The sequence below is a fragment of the Paenibacillus polymyxa genome, assembly GCF_001719045.1.
Classification (GTDB): Bacteria; Bacillota; Bacilli; order Paenibacillales; family Paenibacillaceae; genus Paenibacillus; species Paenibacillus polymyxa_B.
This window is the reverse complement of the sequence record NZ_CP015423.1, coordinates 4759526-4782117: the sequence shown is the minus strand read 5'-3', so window position 1 is coordinate 4782117 and position 22592 is coordinate 4759526. Positions and strand designations below refer to the sequence as shown.

At 46.0% G+C, this 22592-nt stretch carries 24 protein-coding genes; 3 read left to right on the top strand and 21 right to left on the bottom strand.

Annotated elements, in window-relative coordinates; translation table 11 throughout:
- Positions 1 to 17: 17 nt before the first annotated feature.
- The 6 genes from AOU00_RS21625 to hemE all read right to left on the bottom strand — a co-directional run bounded on the left by AOU00_RS21625 (position 18) and on the right by hemE (position 6622).
- Entirely contained in the window at positions 18 to 641 is a 624-nt protein-coding gene (locus AOU00_RS21625) for a fumarylacetoacetate hydrolase family protein (RefSeq protein WP_069291625.1), read from the bottom strand.
- 39 nt (positions 642 to 680) lie between these two features.
- Positions 681 to 1451: a glycerophosphodiester phosphodiesterase gene (locus tag AOU00_RS21620; protein ID WP_069291624.1), complete on the bottom strand. Its 771-nt coding sequence runs from the start codon at positions 1449 to 1451 to the stop codon at positions 681 to 683.
- 82 nt (positions 1452 to 1533) lie between these two features.
- On the bottom strand, positions 1534 to 3012 hold the full coding sequence (locus AOU00_RS21615) for a CapA family protein (RefSeq protein ID WP_069291623.1): 1479 nt from the start codon (positions 3010 to 3012) through the stop codon (positions 1534 to 1536).
- A gap of 137 nt (positions 3013 to 3149) precedes the next feature.
- A complete protein-coding gene (hemG, locus tag AOU00_RS21610) occupies positions 3150 to 4595 on the bottom strand; it encodes a protoporphyrinogen oxidase (RefSeq protein ID WP_069291622.1) in 1446 nt (481 codons plus the stop codon).
- A 7-nt stretch (positions 4596 to 4602) separates the two neighbouring features.
- On the bottom strand, positions 4603 to 5544 hold the full coding sequence (hemH, locus tag AOU00_RS21605; RefSeq protein WP_069291621.1) for a ferrochelatase: 942 nt from the start codon (positions 5542 to 5544) through the stop codon (positions 4603 to 4605).
- Positions 5545 to 5575: 31 nt separating this feature from the next.
- Positions 5576 to 6622 (bottom strand): uroporphyrinogen decarboxylase, encoded by a 1047-nt coding sequence (gene hemE / locus AOU00_RS21600; RefSeq protein ID WP_069291620.1) that lies wholly within the window; start codon positions 6620 to 6622, stop codon positions 5576 to 5578.
- Positions 6623 to 6855: 233 nt separating this feature from the next.
- On the opposite strand from hemE, the gene AOU00_RS21595 reads away from it, so the two are divergent.
- A complete protein-coding gene (locus AOU00_RS21595) occupies positions 6856 to 8076 on the top strand; it encodes an MFS transporter (RefSeq protein WP_025722314.1) in 1221 nt (406 codons plus the stop codon).
- Between the two features lie 109 nt (positions 8077 to 8185).
- Here AOU00_RS21595 and AOU00_RS21590 read toward each other — a convergent pair whose 3' ends face one another.
- On the bottom strand, positions 8186 to 8830 hold the full coding sequence (locus tag AOU00_RS21590; RefSeq protein WP_023987995.1) for an O-methyltransferase: 645 nt from the start codon (positions 8828 to 8830) through the stop codon (positions 8186 to 8188).
- A 157-nt stretch (positions 8831 to 8987) separates the two neighbouring features.
- On the opposite strand from AOU00_RS21590, the gene AOU00_RS21585 reads away from it, so the two are divergent.
- Both AOU00_RS21585 and AOU00_RS21580 read left to right on the top strand, forming a co-directional pair.
- Positions 8988 to 10148, top strand: a complete 1161-nt coding sequence (locus AOU00_RS21585; protein WP_023987994.1) for a THUMP domain-containing class I SAM-dependent RNA methyltransferase — start codon at positions 8988 to 8990, stop codon at positions 10146 to 10148.
- Positions 10149 to 10336: 188 nt separating this feature from the next.
- Positions 10337 to 12319 (top strand): LTA synthase family protein, encoded by a 1983-nt coding sequence (locus tag AOU00_RS21580; protein ID WP_069291619.1) that lies wholly within the window; start codon positions 10337 to 10339, stop codon positions 12317 to 12319.
- Positions 12320 to 12513: 194 nt separating this feature from the next.
- Here the strand turns inward: AOU00_RS21580 and AOU00_RS21575 are convergent, their stop codons facing one another.
- The 14 genes from AOU00_RS21575 to AOU00_RS21510 all read right to left on the bottom strand — a co-directional run bounded on the left by AOU00_RS21575 (position 12514) and on the right by AOU00_RS21510 (position 22433).
- Complete coding sequence (locus AOU00_RS21575; RefSeq protein ID WP_061828621.1) at positions 12514 to 12783, bottom strand: hypothetical protein; 270 nt, start codon at positions 12781 to 12783, stop codon at positions 12514 to 12516.
- A 94-nt stretch (positions 12784 to 12877) separates the two neighbouring features.
- Complete coding sequence (locus tag AOU00_RS21570; RefSeq protein WP_007429791.1) at positions 12878 to 13099, bottom strand: YuzB family protein; 222 nt, start codon at positions 13097 to 13099, stop codon at positions 12878 to 12880.
- A 23-nt stretch (positions 13100 to 13122) separates the two neighbouring features.
- Positions 13123 to 13425: an iron-sulfur cluster assembly accessory protein gene (locus AOU00_RS21565; RefSeq protein ID WP_013309686.1), complete on the bottom strand. Its 303-nt coding sequence runs from the start codon at positions 13423 to 13425 to the stop codon at positions 13123 to 13125.
- A 261-nt stretch (positions 13426 to 13686) separates the two neighbouring features.
- Complete coding sequence (locus tag AOU00_RS21560; RefSeq protein ID WP_029516685.1) at positions 13687 to 13953, bottom strand: hypothetical protein; 267 nt, start codon at positions 13951 to 13953, stop codon at positions 13687 to 13689.
- 136 nt (positions 13954 to 14089) lie between these two features.
- Positions 14090 to 15310: a M14 family metallopeptidase gene (locus tag AOU00_RS21555; RefSeq protein WP_069291618.1), complete on the bottom strand. Its 1221-nt coding sequence runs from the start codon at positions 15308 to 15310 to the stop codon at positions 14090 to 14092.
- Between the two features lie 120 nt (positions 15311 to 15430).
- Positions 15431 to 16240: a glutamate racemase gene (racE, locus tag AOU00_RS21550; RefSeq protein ID WP_069291617.1), complete on the bottom strand. Its 810-nt coding sequence runs from the start codon at positions 16238 to 16240 to the stop codon at positions 15431 to 15433.
- Positions 16241 to 16449: 209 nt separating this feature from the next.
- Positions 16450 to 16773 (bottom strand): YtxH domain-containing protein, encoded by a 324-nt coding sequence (locus tag AOU00_RS21545; protein WP_061828623.1) that lies wholly within the window; start codon positions 16771 to 16773, stop codon positions 16450 to 16452.
- Between the two features lie 96 nt (positions 16774 to 16869).
- Complete coding sequence (locus AOU00_RS21540) at positions 16870 to 17517, bottom strand: helix-turn-helix transcriptional regulator (RefSeq protein ID WP_023987987.1); 648 nt, start codon at positions 17515 to 17517, stop codon at positions 16870 to 16872.
- 8 nt (positions 17518 to 17525) lie between these two features.
- Positions 17526 to 17966 (bottom strand): DUF86 domain-containing protein, encoded by a 441-nt coding sequence (locus tag AOU00_RS21535; RefSeq protein ID WP_023987986.1) that lies wholly within the window; start codon positions 17964 to 17966, stop codon positions 17526 to 17528.
- Between the two features lie 24 nt (positions 17967 to 17990).
- Positions 17991 to 18278 carry a Dabb family protein gene (locus AOU00_RS21530; RefSeq protein ID WP_013309679.1) on the bottom strand — a complete coding sequence of 96 codons (288 nt, stop codon included), beginning with the start codon at positions 18276 to 18278 and terminating at the stop codon, positions 17991 to 17993.
- Positions 18279 to 18359: 81 nt separating this feature from the next.
- On the bottom strand, positions 18360 to 18785 hold the full coding sequence (locus AOU00_RS21525) for a phage holin family protein (protein WP_028542844.1): 426 nt from the start codon (positions 18783 to 18785) through the stop codon (positions 18360 to 18362).
- A gap of 207 nt (positions 18786 to 18992) precedes the next feature.
- Positions 18993 to 20129: a polysaccharide deacetylase family protein gene (locus AOU00_RS21520; protein WP_069291616.1), complete on the bottom strand. Its 1137-nt coding sequence runs from the start codon at positions 20127 to 20129 to the stop codon at positions 18993 to 18995.
- 539 nt (positions 20130 to 20668) lie between these two features.
- Positions 20669 to 21040, bottom strand: coding sequence for a hypothetical protein (locus tag AOU00_RS21515; RefSeq protein WP_237166222.1), 372 nt, complete (start codon positions 21038 to 21040; stop codon positions 20669 to 20671).
- Entirely contained in the window at positions 21009 to 22433 is a 1425-nt protein-coding gene (locus AOU00_RS21510; protein WP_069291615.1) for a polymorphic toxin-type HINT domain-containing protein, read from the bottom strand. The genes AOU00_RS21515 and AOU00_RS21510 overlap by 32 nt, the downstream gene beginning before the upstream one ends.
- Positions 22434 to 22592: the final 159 nt, after the last annotated feature.

Sequence of the window (22592 nt, the reverse complement as noted above, 5' to 3'; positions counted from 1 at the left end):
GGATGCCATTCACAAATTTATGCGATGGTGAAGCTTCCCTGACGATCACTTCCCCAGAAAAGCTCAAAGCGATCCCCACTTGCTGTAGGCCCTACTCCTGCTGGAGTACCTGTGAAAATAATATCTCCCTCGCCCAGTCCATAATGAGTCGCTATATATTCAACGATATGCTGAATAGAAAAAATCATATCCTTAACATGTCCACGCTGCACTTCCTGTCCATTTTTGAGCAAGGAAAAATCCTGCTGCTCCAGCATGTCCAATTTTTCTAAAGGCAGGAATGGTGTCACGGGTGCAGACGATTTAAAGCCTTTGGCGGCGGTCCATGGGTGGCCTTTTTTCTTGAGCACACTTTGTACATCACGCAGGGTAAAATCAATCCCGAATGCAAATGCGTTCAGACATGTATCTGCGGACATGCCTGGTTCGTATTTACGTCCTACAGCCACAACCAGCTCAGTCTCAAAATGAATATCTCCTTGCCCCTGAGGAAGCTCCAGCGTGGCGCCATCCAGCGGCACGACTGCATGAGACGGCTTCAAAAAAATCATCGGTTCTGCGGGAACCTCATTACCCAGCTCCTCCGCATGCAGCTTATAATTGCGTCCGACACAGTAAACATTACGAATATCCACGTTCATCACGATCCGTCACCCTTCCCGCGTATGTAGTTCAATTGATTAACGAATAAGTTTACGTATATAGTGCCACATCCGGTGCTTGGAAAGCAAAAAAACCTGCTCCCAGCGATCCGGCCAATTGGTGCAAATCATCAATTCAGGATGCAATGAGGACAATCTTCGCATTATACGGCGGTCATCCACCGTCCACGCCATAACAGTAATACCGCGTGCGGTGAGATCTTTCATCAGGTTTCGATCCAAACGCGGATAGCCCATGGATAAAAAAGTGCATTGTAGCTGCTCCAGTTGCATTGCCAAATCATCTGGGCGCGCATCGATAATCAATCCGGTCCGGATCTCAGGAGACAGCTCCTTAGCCCGGCGGAATGCGGCACGCTCAAAAGAGGTTAATACCACCTCTCCCTCCATCCCTCTCATCACAATTTCACGGAGTACGGCTTTCTCCAATCCTGGATACATATCTCCCGCTGTTTTAAGCTCAATATTGAGCGATACGCGGCCACGACATAAATCCAGTACTTGTGCGAGGGAAGGGATCATTTCTCCACGGTATTCTGCACTTTTCCAGCTACCAGCATCAAGTTGTTGCAATGCTTTCCAGTCCGAATCCTTTACTCTCCCTGTACCATTCGTCGTTCGCTCCAGCGTAAAATCATGAATTACCACCGGAACACCGTCCTTTGACAGCTGTACATCCAGCTCAATCCAGTGTACAAATGGCTGCTTCAACGCAAGCTTAAAGGCTGCCATCGTGTTCTCGGGAGCAATCCCCGAAAAACCGCGGTGAGCCACGCACAAATGATTCATCTTGTTATGACCTCCATCCACAAAGGAGTCCCTCATACGATCGTTCCGTCAATTCCCATATAAAAAATTTCTTTTCGAATTTCTATTGAGCGCTTACTGTACCATCCGTCCCTATCGAGACATTTCCCGGTGACAGTGCCGCCACTCTTTGCAAAATTTTGCTGGCCTCCGTATCCTTCAATGGGATTGGTTGACCTAGCTCCGCCCGGTAAGGGGTCAGCTTCATTTCGCAAGCCCCTTTTCGGGTACAGGTTGCCTGAAATATCGCTGTATCCCAAGTGGCTGGCACCGTTGATTTAGAAAAAATAAAATTGCCTGTGCTGTATGCGATCCATTTACCTTTATATTGTTCCATCCCTTGAAGCACATGTGGATGACCGCCAATGACAAGATCAGCTCCAGCATCAATAAAAGCGTGCGATAACTCGGTTTGATGAGGCTCAAGTGCAGTAGCGCGCTCCTTCCCCCAATGGGCAATGACAATCACCAGATCGGCCTGCATTCGTGCCTCACGGATGGACTTTACGATAGCGGTCGAATCATAGGCTCCTGCTACACCGGGCAGTTTGGCGCCCGCATTCCAGTTGGCTTCAGGCATGACACGTGTAGTCCCCAACAACGCAATTTTAATCCCTTTACGTTCAAAATAATGCGGCGCATACGCTTCTTTTGCATTACGTCCAGCTCCAGCATGGGCAATACCTTTTTCATCCAGATATTTCAGTGTATCCAGTAATCCGCCTGTGCCCTGATCCAAAATGTGATTGTTGGCCAAATTGACAGCGTCTATCCCTGCCTCAGCCAACGCAGTTAACGCCTTGGGCGAAGATTTATACACATACGTTTTATTTAACGCACCCACACCATTCGTTGTCACGGGCGTTTCCAGATTGGCCATCGTCAGATCGTCTTTATGAAACAAGTTTCCGAGATATTGATATGGAAAATCAAACCCATTCTGCTCCAATCGCTGCTCAACTTTACCGGAAAATTGCACATCCCCTACAAAGTGAAGCGTAACTGTCGGAGAATCTGCATCGTCTGTTTTTGATTTTTTTACATCCTCCGTTCCTCCCTTATCGGCGGATGGATTACCGTCGTATACATCCTTGGACATATCGTTCCCTGCCTGCCCGTCTTTCCCCGAGGATAATTTTGCTCCTGAAGAGCTGCCTTCGGGAGCATTTGTGTCAGACGTTGTCGCGGGACGATGGCTTGTGTCTGAAGCAGCAGAATGCTTCGTTTCATCGTCAGCAAATTGCTTATCTGCATGTGGGCCTTCGTCCAGCTGTTTATTTGACAAGGCTGTATCACTTTCACTGACCGAGGGAGTAGACCTCTCTTCACTAGCAGATCCCGTTTGGATTTTCTTCTCCGTTTGCGAATACCCGCCATTTTCCGCAAGAGAGCCACTGTTGTCGTGTTCAAATATGTAATAATAACCGAAAAGACCTACGATCATAAGCAGTAGGACCAGATTCGTAATGATCCAAGCCTTGCCTATTTTTGGTTTTCTTGCTTTCTTGCGACCTTCATTTCGCTGTGATCTGGGAGGGTACATTCTTCACTCCTTCTATGCTATTGCATTTGCATAACTTCTTTATTAGCTGGCGAATTTTACACCTTCTCCATTATATATCAAATTTCAATATAAATAGAACCCCTCGCATGGATCGCGAAGGGTTCATCATCAAACATTTACACCTCTACCTTAACCGCTTCCTGCTGTGTCGTTTGGACGGCATTAGAGGCCCATTCCTTAGCCTGACGGATGCAGTCCGGTAAACCAATCGCATCATAGCCAGCGCCCAAAACATATACTCCCGGCATGGCAGTGCGTAACTCTTCCCGCAAATCAGCTATAGCCTGCGGGTGCCCTACCGGATATTGCGGCATGGAATTGCGAAGACGTGTAATTTCCGTGAACAGCGGAGTTGCTTTAACTCCCATCATCTCTTTCAAATCCTTACGTACCAGTGCAGTCAGCTCATCATCCGGTAACTCTACAGTTTCTTCAGCTCCTGCTCGCCCTACATAACAGCGCAACAGCACCTTATCGTCCGGGCTAGTATGTAGCCACTTGGCAGACGTCCATGTACAAGCGGTCACGCTGCGTCCTTCTTTGCGAGGAACCAGAAAACCAGAGCCGTCAAAGACGTTCTCAATATCTGTTTTATCAAAGGCCATGACCACGTTTGCTACGGAGACGTAATTAACGGCTTCCAGTGCAGCCACATTGACATGATCTCGCAATAGCGGCGCAGCAGCAAAGTTGGGAGTCGTTACAAAAATATCATCCGCCTCCAGCGTCTCTCCATTGTCCAGCATAACGCGATATGGGCTGCCTTCACTTTCCGTTGTCTTTGTGAATTCAGTAACAGCAATTCCGGTGCGTAAATCACAATCATACAAATCATTCAGCAACGCATGCACCAAACTTTGCAAGCCTTGACGGAAGGTCAAAAAGGCGCTTTTTTTCGTCCCCGTATGTGTTTCAGCTGGTTTTCGACCTGTCATCATCCCGTGAATGAGGCTTCCGTATTGCTGCTCTACCTCAGCAAATTGTGGGAAGGTCGCTTGCAAACTTAGCGTCTTCATGTTGGCAGCATAAATCCCTGCCAGCAGTGGCTCGGTTACATTCTCTAGCACTTCTTTGCCCAGTCGGCGTTCAATAAAATCACCCAACGCCTCATCTCCCGGTACACGGCGAGGCGGAATGACAAAATCCATCATAGCCCGCATTTTCCCGCCTAAAGAGATCAATCCGCTGCGCAAAAAGGGTTTCAGCTCCGTTGGAATCCCCAGCACCAGGCCAGGAGGCATCGGATGAAGCTGTCCTTCATGCAAAATGTATGTCTTTTTAGCCTCAGGATTTGTGCTCACTAGCTCATGATCCAGCTCCAGCTCTTTTGCTAGGTCTATCATGGCCGTTTTACGGGCCAGAAAGGAATCTGGCCCCTTTTCAATTACAAAACCATCTTTATGCAGCGTTTCAATTTTCCCGCCCAGCACGGAAGCTTTCTCCACCAGCGTGATTCGAGGTGTGTAGCCAGCTTCTTTGTACATTTTTCGTGTATAAAAAGCAGTGCTAAGCCCGGTCAAGCCTCCGCCTACAATCACAATATTACGTAACTTTTGCTCCATTATGTCCTCATCCCTTTTTCCATTGGTCTATGATGACATCACTAAGCGTCTCCATATACAGTGGATCACTATTGAGTGAATCAATACGCTGAAAACGCATATCCAATTCCTTCGCCAACGCCTGTGCTTCAATATCCAGGTCGTATAACACCTCTAAGTGATCAGAAACAAAGCCAACTGGCGCAGCCAGCACATACTCCACTTGCTCCTCATTAAGGCTGTGCATGGTATCCAAAATGTCTGGCCCCAACCATGGCTCGGCTGTACGACCAGCGCTTTGCCACGTAAACTGCCAGTTGGTAATTCCCGCTTTCTCCGCAACAGCCTGCGAAGTCGCCATTAATTGCTCCACATAAGGATCACCCATAGCCAAAATCCGTTCAGGCAAGCTGTGCGCACTAAACAGAACACGAACCTCATCCCGCTTGGCTCCAGCTTCTTCAAAAAGCGCCAGTTTGGCGTTCACACGCTCAGTCAGCGTCTTAATCAACTTAGGATGAAGATAATAGCTCTCCACAAATGATATGGCCAGATCCAGTTCCTGTGCCTTAGCCTGCGCGCGCTTAATATAAGTGCCTACACTCATAACAGAATAATGCGGAGCCAGCACGACACCTACCGCTGCACGGATGCCATCTTGCACCATGGCTTCCACACCGTCCTCAATAAACGGTTTGGCATGTTTGAGTCCCTGATAACAGACAAATTCAATGTCCGGGTTGCGATTTTCCCGATTTAAGGTTTCCTGCAGGTTTTGAACCTGCCGATCCGTATTCTGACGCAGCGGAAACACACCGCCCACAATAGCTTCATAACGATCCTTTAATTCCTTTAACTGCTCCGGCGAAGGAGCATTACCGCGACGAATATGTGTATAATAGGCTTCCACCTGATCCAGACTCTCCGGCGTCCCGTAGGACATGACCAGTACACCCACTTTGGTTTTCATTAGCAGATCACCTCTTAACATTTCTAATGTATTAATTTTTTGACAAAACCGAGCGGGAATACTCATGTACATAATTAGTAAGCTCTCTTAGCTTATCTAGCGAGGCCTCGGGAAATAAGCCGTGACCGAGATTGAAAATGTAACCCGGCTCCAAGATGCCTTCATCTACAATGGTTTTCGCATACTGCTTGATCACATCGATTGGCGCAGTAAGCACATAAGGATCCAGATTTCCCTGTACACCAAAACTGTTCCCCAAGCGACGACGTCCTTCAGGTATACTTACCCGCCAGTCCAGTCCAATCACATCGGCTTTTAACCCATTCAAGTGTGGAAGCAATTCACCAGAGCTTACGCCCGGGAAATAAATTTTAGGTACATCCAGATCAGATAATTCATGGAAAATACGTGTGATAGTCGGCAGCACAAAAGTTTGAAAATCATAAGGCGAGAGCGCACCTACCCAGCTATCAAACAATTGAAAAGCCTTACCGCCATTAGCGATATGAGCTCGCACGTATGTAATAACCATGTCCCCTAGCTTATCCATCAGGCGATGCCACAACTCAGGCTCTCCATACATCATCGCTTTGGTGCGAATATATCCTTTGGAGGGTCTTCCTTCTATTAAATAGCTTGCAATGGTAAAAGGCGCTCCAGCGAATGTAATTAATGGCACGTTCAGTTCACGGTCCAAAATACGAATCGTTTCCAAAATATGACCCAAATCGCGTTCCACATCAATCGGACGCAACTTGTCTACGTCTGCAGCTGACCGGATCGGATTATCAATAACCGGACCAATATTTTTGACAATATCAAAATCAACCCCTAGCGAGGCTACCGGATTCATAATATCAGAATATAAAATTGCAGCGTCTACCCCAAGCTTGCGCACGGGCATTAAAGTCACTTCTGCGGCCAGCTCGGGCTGGCGGCATATTTCAAGCAACGTGTATTTTTCTTTAATTTTGCGATACTCAGGGTCATACCTTCCGGCCTGCCGCATGTACCATACGGGAATATGATCCACAGCTTGCTTGCGGCAAGCGCGGATAAAAGTATCATTGTAGGTCATGACTTCAGCCTCCAGTTCGAATCATAAATACTATATTTATTATGCCCTTTTTCAAGAGTCGTAACAACCGCAGCTCTCGAACAAACCATGACAAACCCATGACATTTGGATAAAGTTTCAATGAAGTGTGCTATACTAGAGAAATGGCTTTTTTAAAGCTCGGGAGAAGTTATGCTTTGATAAGTAGGAATTTACAACAGGATGAGAATGGGCAGAAAGGAAGTGAAAGCACATTGAAAACGTGGGAGACATGGAAAATCAATCTCATTGTGCTTTGGTTCGGTCAGTTTCTGGTCAATGCGGGTATTACGATGATTACTCCGTTCCTCGCCCTGTATCTGGCTCAGGACCTTCATGTGAAGGGAGAGCACGATATTGGTCTATGGGCCGGAGTTATTTTTGCCGCTAACTTTTTGACCTCATTTATGTTCCAGCCTTTGTGGGGGAAGCTGGCTGACCGATATGGACGTAAAGTCATGCTGCTTCGCTCAGGCTTTGGTATGGCTTTGGTCATCGGATGTATGGGTTTGGTCACCCACCCGTGGCAACTGCTGGCGCTTCGCCTGCTGAACGGTACGATTTCGGGTTTCAATCCGGCATCGATTTCCTTAGTGTCGGGTACCACTCCCAAAGAGCGAACCGGATTCGCTATGGGAATTATGCAATCCGGTCAGATGGCTGGCACGATTCTCGGCCCTCTGCTAGGCGGATTTTTGGCTGACTGGGTCGGTTTCAGACCGATCTTTTATATTACAGGCACTCTAATTTTTATAGCCTCGCTTATCGCAATGTTTCTGGTTAAAGAAAATTTCAGCAAAACGGAAGCTGCACGCATACCACAAATTTCGGTTCTTGCCGGATTAAAGGAGTTAAGCCATACGCCCCAGCTTCCGGCTTTGTTCACCGTAACGTTTCTGCTCCAGTTTGCCATGATCAGTACGGTGTCTCTGCTGCCGTTGTATGTGCAAAAGCTGTATGGATCGGCAGAAGGAATTGCGCTGATTGCCGGGTTTGTTACGGCTATTACAGGTGTATCCAATATGGTTGCTGCACCGCTCCTTGGAAGACTGAGTGACAAGATAGGAGCACACAAGATCTTGACCATTGCACTGCTTGGAACGGCGGTTATGCTTATTCCGCAGGCTTTTGTCAATGAAGTATGGCAACTTGTCATTATCCGTTTTTTCATGGGTGTATTTATGGGCGGTCTGCTACCAAGCGTAAATGCGCTGATTCGCACGTATACACCGGAAGGAATGGAAAGCCGTTCTTTCGGCTTCAATACCAGTTCGCTGGCGCTCGGCAATATGCTGGGTGCTGTCATTGGCGGGGTACTATCCGGGTTTATTGGCATCGAAGGATTGTTTATCATGTCAGGTGTCCTGTTAATCGTCAACATATTCTGGGTACGCATGAAGCTCTTTGATCGTAAGGCTACGCCTGATTTCAGGTAAGATAATCTTAGGGTAAGACAAGCCTGCCTTAACAGACAAGAACCTCCTTATTCACGCTGCTGTGGACAAGGAGGTTCTTTTTTACATAGCTATACATATGGAATGCATGCTATTTAACTCGAGCTAGCGCCAATCCATCGTAAGCTGGCAAAAGCGTGCTGACCAGCCGCGGATCTGTTGCTATCGTTTCGTTAAACCGTCTCACGGCTTGGACGGCAGGGCCGTTCTTATCCGTATTCAGCGTCCGTCCGCGAAGGAAACAGTTGTCTCCCGCAATAATGGCACCCGGATTCGCCAGAGCAATCGCATATTCCAGATACACCGGGTAATTTTCCTTATCTGCATCTATGAAGAAAAAATCGAAAGTTCTTCCCTCTTCCTGAAGTTCCTTCAAGCTGTCCGCTGCGGGTCCGATACGGTATTCGACACGGTCACCGTAGCCGTTGTTTTCCATATGTCGATGTGCCAGCGCTGCGTACGCTTCTTTCAGCTCCAGTGACACAATGCGACCCTTTTCTCCCAGCCCACGGGCCAGACATAATCCGCTGTAGCCGCCTAATGCGCCGATTTCCAGTACATGCTGTGCGCCAGATACTTCAATTAGAAAGGTCAACAGTTTTCCGTAAGGGTGGGCAACGGATACTTCCGGCATACCTTCTTTAACGATAGCCTCCCTGATACTGCGCAGTGCTTCATCCTCTTGTACCAGCTGGTCTACATATTGTTCAGGCGTCATATTTGGTGTAATTTCCACGGTTCATCTCTCCTTCTTGCTTAATCATAACGTAGGTTGGACGTGGTGTCCTTCGTAAATTTTTCACCTTAATGATTTGTCTCTTCGAGTACAATGACCTATACTATAGGGATTGAACCAAGCTTACATGATTATGGGGACGGAGTGAATACGTTTAATGACTCAACTGCAACTAATTGCAACTGCGCCAATGGGACTTGAAGCCGTCGTGGCCCGGGAACTCAGAGAACTCGGGTACGAAGATCTGACCGTTGAAAATGGCCGCGTCGTTTTTACCGGAGATTATATGGATATATGCCGGTGTAACCTGTGGCTTCGCACATCAGACCGCGTGCTTATAAAAATGGGTGAATTTGCTGCAACTACCTTCGACGAGCTGTTCGAGGGTACCAAAGCATTGCCTTGGCAGGATTGGATTCCTGTAGATGGTGAATTTCCCGTAGAGGGACGTTCGCACAAATCACAGCTTAGTAGCGTACCAGCCAGTCAGGGAATCGTCAAGAAGGCGATTGTAGAGAAGCTCAAGGAAACCTACCACACAGATTGGTTTGCTGAAGATGGCCCTCGTTACGTCATTGAGGTCATTCTATTGAATGATCGTGCGTTGCTGACACTTGATACAACCGGTCCAGGACTGCACAAACGCGGCTACCGTAAGCTCGTTACAGAGGCGCCTCTCAAAGAAACGATGGCTTCTGCTCTTATTCAGCTTAGTCGCTGGAGCCCTGACCGACCATTCTATGACCCATGCTGCGGTTCCGGTACTTTGTTGGTCGAAGCTGCCATGCAAGCCTGGAACATTGCGCCAGGCCTGAGACGTACCTTTAACTCGGAAGACTGGCCTGTCATTGGCAGAGAATTATGGGATCAAGCTCGTGACGAGGCGATGGATTTGACCCGCGATGACATTCCTTTTGAAATTGCAGGTAGCGATATCGACCCAAATGCCATACAAGTTGCTGAGGCAGCTGTAAAAGCAGCAGGCTTTGCTAAAGACATCCCTCTTAAGGTGATGCCTGTAACTAAAGTCAGACTCGAAGGACAATATGGTGTGATGATTACAAACCCACCTTATGGCGAGAGACTGAGCGAGCAATCCGAGGTGGAAAAGCTGATCCGTTCGCTCGCTCGCACGGCAGCCGAGATGAAGACTTGGTCCTTCTTTGCCATCAGCTCCACCAAGCAATTTGAGCATTATTGGGGCCGTAAAGCAGACAAACGCCGGAAGTTGTTTAACGGCCGGATCGAATGCCAATACTATCAGTATCTAGGCCCTCTGCCTCCGCGCCGCAAAGATACTTCGCCGTTGCAGCCTTAAATATGATGAAGCCTAGGCCAGGAAACGAACCCTCTGTTCGTTGTTCTGGCCTGATTTGTGCTGTATTTTCTTTACTTAATCATTGAAATGCGCGAGATGAGCGCTATAATAATTAAAGGCATTTCGGTTTTAACATTACGTTAATATGTAGTTTATACTAGCCGAACATTTCTGCCAGAGGGGGTAAAGTGTTGGTTATTCGCACGTCCAGTGCAAGTCGCACTGGTAACACGTTCAGCAGAATGCTGCTGTCTCGATATTTTGGATTAGGTCTGTTTTTTGTACTTATGATCGGCAAGCTCGTACTGATTCACTATAACTTGCATGCCCAAAATATTGACATGAATCCGCTGGATTATGTCATCGCTATTGGTTCGCTTTTACTTGTGAGCTTCTGGACCTTATGGCTGCCACGTCGCGGACGTTTGATTGCTCTTGTGGTGCTCGATATGTTGCTCACCGCGCTCATTTATTCCGACATGGTTTATTATCGTTATTTCCAGGATTTCATTACGATTCCCGTCTTACTTCAAGCCGGACAAGTTGATTCTCTGGGCGGAAGTATCGCATCCCTTATGTACTGGTGGGACATTTTCTTTTTTGCAGACTGGATTCTATTCATTCCGTATGTCATATTTGTGGCTTCCTTACGACGTCGACTTACAACGAATGATACTTATTTAGAAACATCCCGAAGCTCGTTCACAAAGAGATTTCTGCTTCGCTTCTCCAAAGGAGCATTGGCCTTCCTGATTGGCTATGTATTGACATTTGGTCCGATCAAATATTATACCTCCACGTGGGCAACTGGCATATTTGTCGGCAACTGGTGGTCGATGGCCTTGTACAACGTAACTGGATTGATCGGATTTCATGGATATGACATCTACCGCTATGGTCAGGATCACCTTGGTCCCCAGCCTACACTGGCTCAAGCAGAATCCGATAAGGATAAGGAATGGTTTAATCAGCATCAAAAGTTGCTTCAGGTTAAAAATGATCTATCTGGCAAGTATAAGGGCAAAAACGTGATGGTCATTCAAGCTGAAGCGTTCATGAACTTTTTTATCGGCAAACAGATCAACGGTCAAGCGATTACGCCTAATTTTGACAAACTGACGAAGGAAAGCATGTATTTCAACAATTATTTTCACCAAACTGCGCAGGGCCGTACTTCGGACGCGGACTTCTCTACACATGCTTCGCTGCATCCGCTCCCTACAGGCTCCGTATTTATCCGTTATGCGGACCATAAATTCGATACGTTACCTTCCATTTTGAAGGATACTGGGTATAGTCCCAATGCGTTTCACGTGTACGACAGCAGCTTCTGGAACCGTTACACCATGTATAAGGCAATGAACTATGACAAGTTCTACAGTAAAAAAGATTTTAAAATAGATGAGCCACTGGGTTGGTCCCTGGGAGATAAATCCTTTTTCCGTCAAACGCTCAATGATCTCACCACCGAAGTTAAGCAGCCGTTCTACGCCTATATGGTCGGTATCTCGAGCCATCATCCGTACAACCTGTCACCTGACGCGGTAGATTTAGATGTTGGCGAGTTTGAAGGCACGATATTCGGAGACTATCTGAAATCCGTCCATTATGTGGATGAAGCTCTGGGCGAATTGGTAGATCAGATGAAGAAAGACGGATTATGGGATAATACGATCCTGATGTTTTATGGGGATCATGACAATTCTATTAAAGACAAAGCACTGTATGAGAAATTTTTAGACAAGCCACTTACGGATCTCGACATGCAGAAAATCATGAATCAGGTACCATTGCTTGTGCATCTTCCTGATGGAAGTCAGGCGGGCACGTATTCGGAACCGGCAGGTCAGTTGGATCTGACGCCTTCCGTAATGCACCTACTTGGGATTTCTACAAAACCATATCATTTTATGGGAAACGATCTGTTTAGCGGGAAGCCTCGTATGGTTGTACTGCGTACTGGTGCTTTCACCGATGGACGAGTGTACTACATTCCATCGGAGGACGGTACATTCTCCAAAGGAACCTGTTACAACCTGAGTACAGGCCAGCCTACAGATGTCAACGCCTGCGGACCGGGATATACCGAAGCTCTCAATCGGTTGAACATATCTGATCAGGTTATCACATACGATCTTATTCGCGAATGGGAACCACAAACAAAGAAGTAACTCCTTCTGTATCTAATAGACTTTCTGTGGGAGGTTGCTGACATAACATCCTCCCCGAACTCTTTTAAGGATGCCGATCGCATAACCGCCCTGCATATAACAAAAAAGCACGATCCATCAGCTTGTAAGTGCTGTGGATCGTGCTTTTTTATATGGATTGTCACTCGACTGCGCTCGTTACCATTCACAAATGCTTAGGAACGCAACGTTTTTTTAGCCTGTTCAAGCCGTTGTACCTCTTCACCAAGCATGTCCTCCGCAACTTCTACTGCATCGTCACCAAGGCTATCCTTCGCCTGCTGTATGGCATGTTCCGCATGAGTGCGAGATTGCTCCGCCTGTTCAATCAGTTGCTCAGCCGGATGTGACAATGCTTGAGAGACGGCATTGTGCAGCCTGTCCACCGAGTTTTGTGTTTGAGCCTCAACGCTGTGATTGTCGAGATTGGAATCATATTGGGCCATGAGTCACACCTCCTTCTGGGCAGTGTTCTACATCCATTAGCATGGATCAGAAGAAGGGGAACTATTCAAAAATTGCAAATGCTGCGTACTGGAACTATTTGATAAAGCGCGCAGCTTTCTCCAATACTTCATCCTCTGTGGCCGCACTCACATAACGTCCGTTCACATACACAAACGCCCGTTTCCCACAAGGACCGCAATACGATTTGCAGCCGATTTTGATCTCGGCATCTGGTGCCATCTTTTGCAACTTGGGCAAGATCGTTTTCAAGCGGATATGATTACATTCATCACATACGCGAATATCATTGGCCATCTGTCATCCCTCCGAGCTCCGGCTTAGTGGTCGCCGTGATTACCTTGGGAAGGGTTAGTAATGACAAATCCTTCTTCGGGGAAGTACAAGTAATCAATTTTTACACCATCCAACAGCGGCTGGCCGTTTTCCAAAATGACGTCAATGCCTTTATCTGTAGATACAACAGTATCTGTTTCTTTAGGCGTGTCCAAATCCAGCCCGTAATGAGCATGATCTCCATGAGCATGAGTAATAACAACGCGCAGGCTCTTCCCTTGGTTCTCTTCCTTATCCAGTTCAAGTTTCAATACTTTAGCTGCGTTACGAGTAATTTTGCAGTTCATCAAACTTCATCTCCTTCATATTCATTAAATGAAATGTGGTTCATTGGATACATATCCACACCACACAACCTAGCGGGTAAAATCAACAACTCAAATAATTAGCCTCTATCCCAGAGGGAAAGAGGTACTACGGCAGCACAGCTGCGCCTGAAACATCATTATGAGCCGATAGATCACAATTATGTTCAGCATAGCAAAAGGCAATATTCCTATTGTAAAGAAAATCGTGAAAAATCGCAATCACGAAATTCATAAGCTTATCTACCGAACACGTACATGCTGTTTTTCAAGCACATCTGGATATTTTCGTTCGGCACGGGTGACAAACCAATTCATAAGCAATAGCGTCACACCAATATCGTCGATGGGCATAAACGGCATGACATCAGGTAATACCCAATAGAGCAACACAGGCACCGCAAAGAGTAATTTTTCTCCCAGCGGAATCCTTGATGAAGTAATCAATCGGGGCATACGACGAAATACATGTGACCATTGACGGAGAGATAGTAGTCTTTTCCACTTCATAGGTTGTTCACTCCATTTCCAATGCTCCTAAGTATATATACCCCATTGAAGGGACATGTAAAGAGGAACACTTATAAAAAACGTGTTCCTCCTAATACGCGCAAATGATTCGATACGTTTCAGTAGGCCGAATTTTTTACCATGACAGCACTGTTGCCATTAACATACCCACTTCTGCTGCAATATCATCGTAATCACGCATGGGCAGCGGATTTACACCTAGACCGACTTCAACGGTAAACCCTGGTTTACCAAATCGCTGTATAAACCAATCCTTGTACCCTGCATCGCTACCACCCAGTTTTACTGCCCGGTACCCTGTTGCGGCAGCTAGCCGTAAGGCCCAACCTCGGCTCTCCTTAGGCTCTAGATCCCGATAATTCCAATAGATCTCCTGTCCCTGACTGTGTATGGATAACACCATGTCGAACTGTTCGCGCTCCGTCAGATCGGCAAGCGCCTTGGACTCTGGTTCAGACAAAGGTGCAGGTCCTGCATAGTCTCGTCGAGACGGACCTGTTTTACCGCGTCTGCGTACCTCTTCTTCCCAATATGCCGGAAATTGATCGTTGAGGTCAACACCACGAATATTGGCCTTCCAACCGCGATAATCAGCACGTCCTTCATTCCACTTTTCGAGGTCATGATACAACGGATGAGTTGGGAGTACACCTTGTTGCACCAGCTCTACCCCATCCGGGTTGACCATCGGGACCACCCATAAGGATGTATGCTCCAGCAAATCCCGCGGAGAACCTCCATACACCCATTGAGAGGTCCCTACATGTTCTTCAGTCCCATCGATCCCTTGTGCATATTGCTCTATAAAACGCAGCAAACAAGGCGTCGTCAGCCATTCATTAGCATGAACAGAAGCATTGGAATGAATTTTACGCGTTCCCTGCCCAATACGTACATAAGGAATATCCTTCCCCATGACACTGGTGCCAATGCTGCCAACTTCAATAAATGGATATCTGTGGGCCAAGGCCGCTAGGTCTTCCTTTAAATCTTCATATCCATACTCTCCACGTAATCGTACAATCTGATCCTGATGGTCTTCAGGAATAACAATTGTTTTTCCTTCCGTAAAATCATGCTCCGCAAGTCCTGGATTGGCTAGCCGTAACTCATCAAGCTCCACACCAAACTGCTTGGCAATCTGTCTTGCATACTCACCAGGCTGAATAACGTATTTACGATCCGTAGACGGACGAATATATAACACTTGACCACTAATCAGATAGGGTTGCGTGGCGGCCCACGGATTATCTACGATCAAAGTATCCGCCGATAGTTTAAAAGCCGAGGCGACCCGGTGCAATGTATCTCCTTTTTGAACGATATATTCCCTCATCTTACTACGCCCCTTCCATCTGCCTTACTGCATGTTATGCAGACGCGGCGTGTCTTGATGTAGCGAAAAGCAAAACAACCGACTTCATTTGTCCAATGACAAAAAAAGTCGGTTGTCTCGTTAATCCAAATTGGTGACTTGCCAGACGACAGGCGTTTGGCAAATTTGCTCCCCGAGCCACTGTGCGGCAATGCGCTGGAACAATTCAGGATCGCCGGAACAAAAAAGCTGATGTACCGGCGTTTCGTCCCCAGCTTCCAACTTGCCTTTGTTATACAAAATGGTGCTCGTCTCACGCGCCGTTTCATCTGCCGAGCTAATGAGCTTTACTGCAGGTCCCATGACTTCTTGAATCGTTTCCTTCAAAAAAGGATAATGCGTACAACCAAGAATCAGACAATCAATCGGATACGTTTGAATAGGTCTCAATGTCTCCTCCACAACCTGCGATGTCGTCTTGGAGCGGAATAACCCTTGTTCCACTAATGGAACAAGCGCAGGACAAGCATGGCTCACCACGTCTACATAAGGAGACAATTGCTTGAGCGCAGCTGTATACGCCCCGCTTCGAATCGTACCGACAGTCCCAATCACCCCGACATGCCCGGTAGCAGTCGCGCTGATCGCAGCACGAGCCCCGGGGTGAATGACTCCGATCACCGGAATGGATACCTTTTGGCTTATATAGTCCAATGCCGCGGCAGTAGCCGTGTTACAAGCAATAATAATGACTTTCGGATCAAATTGGATCAGAAAATCAACCATTTGCTCTGTAAATTTTTTAACCTCTTCCGATGGTCGGGGGCCATACGGAGTGCGCGCAGTGTCTCCAAAATAAATGATTTTTTCCCGCGGAAGCTGACGCATGACTTCTTTTACAACCGTCAAACCTCCTACACCGGAATCCAATATTGCAATCGCTTGCTGCACGTGCACACCGCTTCCTTTTTTGTTCAAATATGAGTTGTTTCATCTCGGAAAGCTATCCGTTGCTACATACCTTATGTCGTATTCGTGTAAAAGGTACCCCAAAAGATTACCCTAAAACGAGGAAGTGATCAATAAAAAGGCTCCACCCCAACGGGAGAAGCCACGAATTCAAACTGTATTCAGTATTTCGCCTACGTTTTTACAGACCGTTACAGAGCATCTTTTTCCGTATCTTCTTGAACAGTCGCTGATGAAATACTAACCTCAGGAACAATTTCACCCTTTTTACGCCATTGCCCGATTTCATGAATGACGGCTGAGGCTGTCTCCTTAATTTTGTCAGTATACTCAATTGAGGTGTCTGAAATTTTCCCCGCTAGCTCCTGTCCCTTATCACTTACGTTGCGCGCCTGATCTGTAATATTCTGACGCAGCTCACGACCTGACTTAGGGGCAAATAACAAAGCAGCAACCGAACCAACAATGCTGCCTGCCAACGCGCCTCGGATAAAACTTTTGCAGTTCTCCTTCATCATCATCTCTCCCTTGTGCCCGGGCGAATGCCCATCTGTTAGTGCATTATAAGCATGGAGAGCTTGTCATGATACAGAAAACAAGCCTGAAAAGTTTTACTTTTTTTTAGAGCGGATACGATACAGGCAACAGCGACCCCCATCCGCTAAACAATCCTCACGAACAACCTCGGCATCAAGCAGCTCCTCAAACATTTGCTGCTCGCATTCACAAGCCTTGCGGTAACGGCCTGCAATTTGAGAGATAGGACAATTGTATTCCACAATAGAGTAGCTACCATCCTCTTCCTCGCGCCACTCTGCCATATATCCGGAAGCATTTTGGATACCCGAAAGCTTTTCCACACGTGAAGCCAGTGTAGTCTCCCCCTCCATGTGAGGGGCGTAGCGCTTCATCATTTTACGTTTTCTACCATCAAACAGCGAGTAAACAGCTTCCATTCCCTGTTCTTCATCCAGCTCCTCTAACAGTTCCAGTAACAGATGATCATAATTACGAGGAAACTGCTCGCTTCCCTGCTCGCTCAGACTGTATAAAAACGTCGGGCGTCCCATCGCCTGTCTCACGATCGTAGCCACGATCAGACCATCCTGCTCCATCAATTTGAGATGCCTGCGCACTCCCATTTCGGTAATGCCCAATTGAGCTGCCAAGCTTCCGACGCCCACAGGTCCCTGGGTTTTCAATAATGTCATGATCATGCGCCTAGTGGGCATTTCGGGTACGATATACTTATCCGTCACTTTTGCCTTTACACTCCCTCGGGCTGGGGACCCAATTCCTTATTTAAATAATCATGCACGTTAGATGCAAAAAGCTCCAGCAACCCAGGCAGCTTTGGTGTAAGCGGGTGAAGGCTTGTCCGGTCCCAATGAAAGTACTCCTGTACTAGGGGTTTACGTAAGCCTACCAGCTCTACTAGCGAATGAAATACGGTATCATCCAGTACACCTTCCTCATGAATGATACCTATAATATCCTCGTAGCTACTAGCGTCACGCATAATAAATCCGTCGATGATATAGCTTCCTACGTCCGTTACCGTCTCAATCGCCAGATGAAGGCAGCGCTCCTGCACTAGTCCCTGCAACAGATCGCCGTTCCAGGCAGCAGAAGTCTGGCGAAGTCCGGCGACAATGTCGGGAACAGCCCCTAGTCGAAGCTCAATTTGTTCCCGGTTGACATAATACAAGGTCCTGCACCTCCAGTAATCGCTTTAGATTTCATAATCAACTGCGATAGATACATCCTTCACTTCATTCATGTGTACAATAATTTCCTGATGCACAGGGTGTACCTGATACGTTTGCAAATCCTCCAGTGTTTCGACAACAGCGGTAAGGGAAATATCATAAGAACGTTCCGAACGAATCACATCCGTACCTACTTCGAGTGACAGCAGCTCTTTGATTTTGCCGTTCATACTGCGCAAAATGGATGCTGTGTGCTCAATGCTTTCAGGGGAGCGGTCTTTCAATTTGAACAAAACAATATGTTTAATCATGCGTATAGGCTCCTTATCTTAAAAATGTTCTCTTGAAAATTTTATCATAACGCCCCACATACGGAAAGAAACTTTGTAATTCTAGCGATCTTTTCCGCCATTTTTACCATCAGACTCCTTGTCCTTTAATAGGGCAAAAAAATTCTTGAGCTTCGGTGGGAGCGGCAGACCCATTCGTGAACAGTTTTCCGTAATAGAGATTAATTCATTGGATAAATAAAAATACGTCGCCGCCCCTTTCATGATTTCGGTACCCATCAGGAGATCCACGTGATGAGCCAAAGAAATCACCATTAGCATTAAAGCCTTTCTCGCCAGCCCCCAAAAGCCGGCTTTACTGCTCAAACCTTGCCCAGTCTTAATTGCTGCGGCGACTCCAGTCACATAATCAACAGCCATTGCAACCGTGAATAGCACCATTAGCTGATTCCAGCCGCCAAAGGCAAACGTAATAAGGGCTCCTGCGGTAGCGCAAATCATACTAAACATATTCGGATTAATATTCATACCTCTCCTCCTCTCGGGGCGGTTACTGTAATATATGCAGCGACATGGTAACCCGTAAAGTCATATGACCTGTGCATAGACATGAATTCATAGATTCATATAAAGCGTGCTGCAAACTTCACAACTCCGAGCAAATACAACAAAAAGACACCTTCAAAACCACTATATAAATGGTTGAAAAGGTGTCTTTTCTTTCATGCTATTCAATTAACGATGATCATTCCAAAAATTAAGCGGGGTCAGGTTATCATTCAACGGCTCGAACGAATAGCCTTCTTTCTGCAAAGCAGCCATGATTTGTGGAAGCACCTTGATCGTAGATGGCTTATCATGCATAAGAACGACTGGTGTTCTGCCTTGCTTTTTCAATCTCTTAATATCACTTAGGACAGTCTGTACAAAATGCTCTGGATTTTTAGTATAACGCCAATCATTGGAATCAATGTTCCAGTCCCAAATATGATAGCCTGCGCCCGTCAGTTGATCGCGGTATGCTTTCTTCAAATATGGTTTGCTGCCATAAGGTGTACGAATCAAAGAAGTGCGTTTTCCTGTAGCCTTAGATAAAATTTCGTTATCCTGATTCATCTCTGCCAATGCTGCTGCAGGAGATGCATAGATTTTCTTCACCTGATGCGTCATCCCATGCAAGCCCAAACCGTGACCCGCCTCTACCATTCTTTTCATCACTGCGCTATGTTGACGAATTTCAGGTCCCAGCATGAAGAAAGTAGCCTTCGCATTGTATTTGTCCAAGATATCCAGCAACTGCGGCGTATGCGCCGTAGGACCATCATCGAAGCTCAAATAAATCGTACGGCTGGATGATGAGGCAGTTCCCTTGTTGCCAGTATTGCTGGCTTTGTCCGGTTTGACAGCTGCGTATTGTTTAATTTCTGCCGCGAATGTATTCAAGAACTGAGCATCAGACAAACTAGCATTTGCGTTCTGAATTCGATACAGATTACTTGTTGGAAGCGTAATAGTGAAGCCAAACGCATCGGTCAAAGTACGAATGGGCACCATTGTACGATCTCCACGCTCGAACACATCCCCCTTGTTCAAATCCAGCGTAAAGCTGCGATTATGTCCAGTCAGTACCAATGTATTTCCGTTGGCCGAAGTAGAAATCCCCATCTTTTGCCCTAATGTAACGATAGGAACATACAACTTATCATTTTTCATTACGGGCTGAATGGTATTCGAATCTAGCAACACATCATTGACCCCCAGCAAAGGAGCCTTCGCTTGTGCACTCGCCGTATTCGTATGTATACCTAGCAAACCCAAACAACAGATTGCCATCAAGCATACAGCCATCCATTTTGCATTTAAAAGCTTCATTCATTACACCATCCTGTGCTGTATTTTATAATGTGCGGGAGCTATCTCTAGCTTGTCTATGAAGTTATACAGACATGACGATATAGACATGGCAATATAGACATTCACTCAACATATAGAACATAAACGCGTATGAACCGACTGAACCGGACGTCTTTTCGTTCCCCCTATATATATTAATAGATTACCAGACTATAGTAGGTAAATATAGTAAAACAATTTGAAAACAATCTCGCAACCCCCCTGCCAGAGAAGGTTACAAAGTTGTGAATAAATCTATTGAGTTAGAGGATGGAAACAATTAATAAATTGCTTTATTGGAACTAGAACCTATGAAACAAGTCTTTCTTGTATTTTGTACACAGTATTAATGGCTAGAACAGATCACTTGCCCTTTACCCGTTAGGAAACTGTCTGTGTTATCATTTATAATATTTCTCGAACCTGCTCGTGTTTTTTTAATGAGAGAGAATTCCTAATTGAAAATAATGTGAATCACAAAAAAACCCCAAGAAGATTTCCCCTTGAGGTCAACAATATTAAAAATCATCGGGATGAGACCAATCAAAATCATCTTCGGAAAGATTATCTCTTGCGTTAAGCATACCCATAAAATATTTAACTGTATCCTCTAATGTTTCTGAGATTGTCTTACCAAACCCAACTCCACTCTCCGCAGAATCATCCTCAAGACTTTTAAGTTGGATATTCGTGAAACCTGCGAAAGTACCATTCGGTCGCTCGTAGACTTTTACCTTAAATTTTCCAAATGGGATCTTATTCAACTCCCAAACTTGAAATTCCGCAACGCATTTCTCAATTCTGGAAATACCTGTAATATTCATAGTTTTCCAATGTTCCAAAATACCACCCACCGTTTTATTGTTTTCCAAACGAAATAATTGTACCATCCGGGGCTAAATCAATATACTTTCCATTCTTCTTGTATCTAATTACTCCCTGTACTTTTCCATCCACAGGTTTTTTTGTAGCACCACGCAGATTTTGAGCAAACCCTTCAGCTTTTCTGATATATTGGGCTACATCTTCGGCCCCTACCTCTGTCCCATGCTTCTTAAAGTGAGAGATTGCCGAATCCCCTACGGAATCGAAACTTCCTTTATTCCATTTTGACAAGTTAGAATTTGTTAGATCAAAAGGATTACAGTTGATATTATGAACCCAAATCCCCAAATCACTAACAAAGCAGGTGTGGAAGTCATCGACTGTAAAATTGTACACCTTAACCTTCTCATCATGCTTTACAATATTGATTTTATCCACCGTCAAGGTATTTCCGTTGCTTTGCTGTAGCTTATTCCCTACCTGTAAGTCAGCTGCTAAGACCCAACCTTTACCTTCAACCCAAAACGGATGGTTTTCGGTTGTTTCGATAATTTGATCGCCTACCGTAAGTTCATAGGTGATCTCCTTATCATTTCGATACAGATGCGTGACTTCCTTGTAAGCCTGTTCACCTGTTACTTCATCCTTGGCGAGAACCTTATCTCCGACTTCAATGTCTTCGATATTCTTCTCCCCTTCGTCTGTTTGAACTTTAGTCCCCGCCGTAAAGCAGTTACAAGGGAGCGCCTTGGCTGATTTCAGATTTTTATCTGTCAATTTAACAGAACGTTCAACATATCTTCCCTCCTTACTCGTCAGCTGTATGATCAATTTTCTACCTTCAACAAACTTACCAACAGGTATAAATCCTGCTAGAGCAAGTGTTTTGTCATATGTGGACGATTTGGGATCAAGTATCGTGTTTATATTATCTACAATCAAGAAATTGGCTACAGCCGTGGATGCCTGAATAGTTCCTGCTTTAAACTCATTCCAGCATGTCCCCATACCTACTCTTTGACAATGAATAATCGTCTTCTGGTTAGTATAAAATATACCGCCTTTAGTCGTAGGCATAAGTTCATGCCCACTAGGGTCTACATATCCGAGTGGATTATTGGCCACATACGCATACCAATTCAAGCTCTGCGGATTACTGATCTCGCCCTGATACGTATCCTCGCCCATAAAACGTGCTGTGCCCGGATCATACCAGCGAGCCCGCAGGTACTGAAGCCCGGTCGTGTCGTCCCAATACTCGCCAGCATAACGCAGCACGTTCGGAACGGTTTCTTCGACCTTCTCCGGGCCGCCCCAGATATCGTAGCTGCAGCTATTCAGTTCCTTGCCCGAACTATCACTTAGGCCTACCACATCACCAGTGACCGTTGAGCTGATAATAATGCAACTGCCCGCTTGCCTTGTCTTGTCTAACCCACAGTTGACCGGACAAGTCATATATGTAAGCTTACGTGATCTTCGCTGCTCTACCTTCGACGCTTCGGTTGCCGTTTGAATCGTAGTCGTAGGTCTTATCCTTTGTACCTGCAGGTTCAGTAACCAGCCCGTGTAGCACGCAGTTGATATTTCATTTGTATCGAGAATATTTAGTGATTA